The sequence below is a fragment of the Alicyclobacillus herbarius DSM 13609 genome (genome assembly GCF_000430585.1).
In the GTDB taxonomy this organism is placed as follows: Bacteria; Bacillota; Bacilli; order Alicyclobacillales; family Alicyclobacillaceae; genus Alicyclobacillus_G; species Alicyclobacillus_G herbarius.
In genome coordinates, this window is sequence record NZ_AUMH01000047.1 from 1 (window position 1) to 4,618 (window position 4,618).

The following is a 4,618-nucleotide window of genomic DNA, read 5'->3' on the forward strand; positions in this document are numbered from 1 at the left end:
GCCAAATCAACCACGAGCGAACGGGGTACAACAACCCCGATGCTGACGGATACATCGAGCGATTTTTCCGGTCGCTGAAGGAGGAGGAGGTCTGGCTGCAGGAATACAGCAGCTTGGCCGAGGCGAAAGCGGCGATTGAGTCGTACATTCACTTTTACAACACGGACCGACCGCATTCCGCACTAGGTTATCGCTCACCGTTGGAATTCAGAAATTGGAAAATGCAACAGAACGCAGCGTGAGACGATTTTTATCTGAATTGTAAGTCTATTATCTCTCTCTTAAAGGCCATCCCATCTGTCTTGACAAAGGCGGGTTCAATACGAGTGCCACCCCATCTTGATGCTTATAACATAGGTTTGGGGACGGCAAAAAACGTATCAATAGAATGGATATACGATATCGAGCAGGCTCTTTCAGTATGTACGTCTACCAGTGATTCCCCATTTGGAATTACCTACGAAAAGAACCGTCGCTTAATCATAGAGGGAAAGCGGCAAAGTTCAGTGGTGAATTTAAAGAATGATAACAGGTTCTATACAACGTACATGTTGCCCGTTTCCGTACAAAGTCAATCGACTCCCGTTCCATTGCCATACGGCTACGTGGCCCTATTCATGGCATCCTTCATAGGAAATATCGAACGGGAGTTCCCTCCACTGAAATGTATTATTAAATATAGAGACATTGGCAACAGAATACATAAAGTGAGATATACTATAGAACTTGGAATAGAGTACATAGAGTACTCCACAACAAATTCCGAGAGTGGAGAGGCGATAATTGTGGTCCAGTTGAGAGAAGGATAATTGGTATTAAATACAACAGCAATGATACTGCGTGTATGCGTAAACGCTACGGTCTCTTTCTCAAACGCATAAGTTGATTGAGCACCATGTGGTATGCTCCAGGGCGGATCTATAAATATCTGAGCCTAAGCCGAGAGGGAAGGACGAAACTTGAAAAAAATAGTTTCGGTCGGGATTGTTCTTACTATAGCAACCGTCGGTGTGGTAGGATGTGGAATCAACACTCGTGCTATCAACTCGAAATCAATCGTGGCGAGTGGCGGTTCAGGGAAAAAGGCGGATTTCCCTCAGCTTGTAAGAGACGGGATGAAATCGCTACGTTCTTATTCGCTAGTGCCATTGTACGTCCCTACCATCATCCCAAAGCCATCGAGTGGTACTGTCTCTGTTCGAGGAGGCATCGTGTCCAACCAGTATCACCTGTCTTTCTTTCCAAGTACGACAATACAGCAAACAAACGGAACCACAGTATCAACGTCTTGGATAGCTCAAGCTGTAGGGTTGCCTGGGTCGGTTAAGGATACGTTACAGACATTTGAAATATTAGGCGGATACACAATACCGGTCCGAGCATCAGGTAGCACAGATTATCACCTTGTAGTGGGCAAGGTAATGCTTAACAAAGGTATTCAGGCAACAACTTATCGGAATATTTTGGTAAATCGTAACCATGGTCTTTTTCCGAGTTACACGGAACTTACTTGGCAGGAAAACAGGTATCACTTTGAAGTCTCAGTCGCTTCGACCACCTCTCTGGCTACCGATGTGAAAGTTGCCAATGAAATTATCTCGGGATTTAACGCTGCCTCTTTACCAAAGCCGTATCGGTATGGCATTGTGAGCGTCAATTTGCAGTCAAAAGCAAACTGGGCTAAAGTTACATGGGATGAGAAGGTGACACCGAATCGGATTGCTTACTATACAATCGAAACACAACCACCTTGCCAAGACTTCATTTTCACCGCATTGCAAATGGCAACGTCAATGAGACCATATGCTTAAAAACGATACTACCAGATTTGAAAGGAATATAAGGTCTTTTGAATTGCCGGTTTCTTCGGCCTGATAGAATCCAAGTTCACGAGTTCCTTTCTTCCATAATCCTCGATATGTAATACGTAAACAAGCCGCCGGAGGCGGTTTGGATTGACAAGATAGAGGAATTTCTAACTTAGAATCGCTTGTTTTGACCTCCAATCACACAGCTAATCGTGGCATCTGTCACTAAACTGCCCGCTATTGACATAACACTACCTACGGAATCTGCATACATATACGGGATAGGTTTATATTTGAACGCCACGTTTTTCTCTCTCTAAGATCTTTCGTTTTCTCCCTCATTCTAGCTCATTCGCAGTATTTCTCGTTTGACTCTACAAACAGATTGTGTGGAAGATACGGGTGTGACGCCTGGATCGGATACATGGGTGTACGGAAACAGAGGCTATGCCCCTTTTTCTAAAATATGGTCGCACATTGGATGTCCACATTCACCTTTGTGGCTTACCCTCTCATGTCTCCCAGGGTCTCAGTTGAGCCCGTGAAATTCCATCGTTCTGCCTGTCAAAGGGTGGATGCCGTGTTCTGCTGCATTCCAGGGTCGTGGCCCTCATAAAAACGCTCGTACCGGCTGATCCGTGCTTCGTTTGTCGGTTGATCTTACTGCATAATGGCTAGACAGCGGCAACTCGAAACTCCTTAAGCAGCGTTCTGTATACGTTCCATGTGTACGGGTCCAAGTACCTTCACCGGGTCGTATGGAACTTGTTTACGTCCCAGTGCGAAAAGAACTCGAATCAACCGGCAGCTTAGTGCAATGGCGGACTGCATCCGCTTTAGCGGGTTCTGCGACCTCTGAGTGTAGTATCTGTGGAGCTCTTGGAACTCCGCATTCTTTGCCAGTAGTGGTATTACGGCACGGAACAGAAGTGACCGAAGTTTCGGGCGGCCCCTGTCAACAGCGGATGTAAAATCCCCAATAACAGCGCGTTGTGATTCCCCAAAAACAGCGGACTAAATTCCCCAAAATCATCGGGATGAATTCCCCACCCTATGTCGAAAATCAGGCACCGTTCACCACATGGTGGGAGGTGCCAGACATGAGGGAGAGTGAGAAATTGGAAATTAGAAAGCTGTATGAGGAGGGCGTAAGCATTTCGGAGCTCTCTCGAAGATTTGGACATGACCGCAAAACGATTCGCAAGGCGATCCGTGAGCAAGAACAGGAGCAAACGGGCATGGAGAAACGCAATCGAGGGAGAAAGGTCAAGGGATACAAGCTGGAACCCTTCAAGTCCTACATCGAGCAGCGTATGCGTATCGGAGTCTTGAACGCCGAGAGGATCTTCCGAGAGATCCGGGAGCAGGGCTATACCGGCGGAATCACCGTCCTGCGCGAATTCATGCGTCCCCTTCGCCCGGTTGTCTCTGCCAAGGCAACCGTGCGGTTTGAAACGCCACCAGGACAGCAGGCTCAAATCGACCTGGGTGCGTTTCCTTACTGTGACACGCAGGGAAACCGGCGTACAGTGTGGTGCTTCGCCATGGTACTAGCCTACTCCCGTATGCTCTACCTGGAGTTTATCAAAGCAGCGGACCAGTTGCATATTCTGCGGGCTCTACGGAATGCGTTGGAGTTCTTTAGCGGCGTCCCGCAAACCGTTCTCAGCGACAATTGCTCACCGCTTGTCGTGTCCAATGACGGACGTGGACAGGTTGACTGGCAACCGGCATATGTGGACTTTGCAAAATATTACGGGTTTGTGCCGAAGGCCTGCAAACCGTACCGGAGCCGTACCAAGGGGAAGATTGAACGGCCGATCGGCTACATTCGGCAGAGTTTTTGGCCGGTCTCGTTCGTGGATCTCGACGACTTAAATCGGCAGGCTGCTGTTTGGCGCGATACCGTCGCAAACGTACGGATCCATGGAACCACTCGAGAGCAACCGCAGGTGCGCTTTCAGGCGGAGACCCTGCAACCCCTGCCACCGAATCGCTACATACTAGCACAAACCGGCCTGCGTAAGGTTCTCAACGACTGCCGTATCTCCTGGAATACCAACTTGTACTCGGTACCGTGGCAGTATGTGGGGCAGTCAGTCCTCGTGCGTGAGTTTGAGACCGGTCACCTGCAGGTGGAGTACGGTGGCCAGGTGATTGCAGAGCATGTCGTGCTTCCAGGCAAGCATCTGGTATCCACGAATCCCGAGCATGTTAAGGGGATTCCGCACGGAACACCTGGAAACAAGCGCAGCAAAGTACCAGGGTTTCAGATTGGGCCGGACGTTGAGCAGCGAGAGTTGGCGGTCTACGAGAAAATTGCATTGGGAGGTCGAGTGCAGTGACGGACGCACTGATCCTTGCCAAGGCGGAAGAGTCACTGTTGGAGTTAGGGCTCAAACGAGCGGCTGCGCTATTGCCTGCAAGCGTGGAGTGGGCGGCCAGCCGAGAAGCCACATACGCCGAATTTCTTAACCGTCTGTTGGACGCAGCACAGATTCCGCGCCTGATATAGGGTGGTTCAGTAATTTTCCAAAGGGTTTACGGGGGTTCACAGCGAAATCTTTCATCCATCGCAACATGGCACGGAGGATTTCCAGTTGATTGAACCCATATCGCAATTTCAGGTTGAAGCAGCTCCCGTATTCGCTGAACTCATACGGCGATTGAAATGGGTGGAGCGTATTGATGCGATTGTTCCAGTCAAACCCGAAGACTGCCGTGTTTCGGTCGGGGTACGGATTAAAGCCCTTCTCATCAATATTCTGACGGACAGAAAAGCCCTCTATCGGGTACAACGTTTCTATGAA

The 4,618-nt window shown here is 49.1% G+C and carries 5 protein-coding genes; all 5 read left to right on the top strand.

The window, feature by feature from the left end:
• A partial coding sequence (locus H522_RS20040) for an integrase core domain-containing protein (RefSeq protein WP_035454520.1) occupies window positions 1–242 on the top strand: 242 nt, incomplete at its 5' end.
• A 717-nt stretch (window positions 243–959) separates the two neighbouring features.
• Entirely contained in the window at window positions 960–1,811 is an 852-nt protein-coding gene (locus H522_RS21675; protein WP_155836520.1) for a hypothetical protein, read from the top strand.
• Between the two features lie 1,097 nt (window positions 1,812–2,908).
• Window positions 2,909–4,153, top strand: a complete 1,245-nt coding sequence (gene istA / locus H522_RS0116230) for an IS21 family transposase (RefSeq protein ID WP_026963121.1) — start codon at window positions 2,909–2,911, stop codon at window positions 4,151–4,153.
• Complete coding sequence (locus tag H522_RS21310) at window positions 4,150–4,323, top strand: hypothetical protein (protein WP_211230702.1); 174 nt, start codon at window positions 4,150–4,152, stop codon at window positions 4,321–4,323. Before istA ends, H522_RS21310 begins: the two co-directional genes overlap by 4 nt.
• A gap of 85 nt (window positions 4,324–4,408) precedes the next feature.
• Window positions 4,409–4,618, top strand: a 210-nt coding sequence (locus H522_RS20045; RefSeq protein ID WP_035454522.1) for a DUF4277 domain-containing protein, incomplete at its 3' end; no start/stop codon positions are given.

Coding starts and splice junctions, on each gene's coding strand:
- istA (WP_026963121.1), top strand. CDS start 2,909: ATGAGGGAGAGTGAGAAATTGGAAATTAGAAAGCTGTATGAGGAGGGC.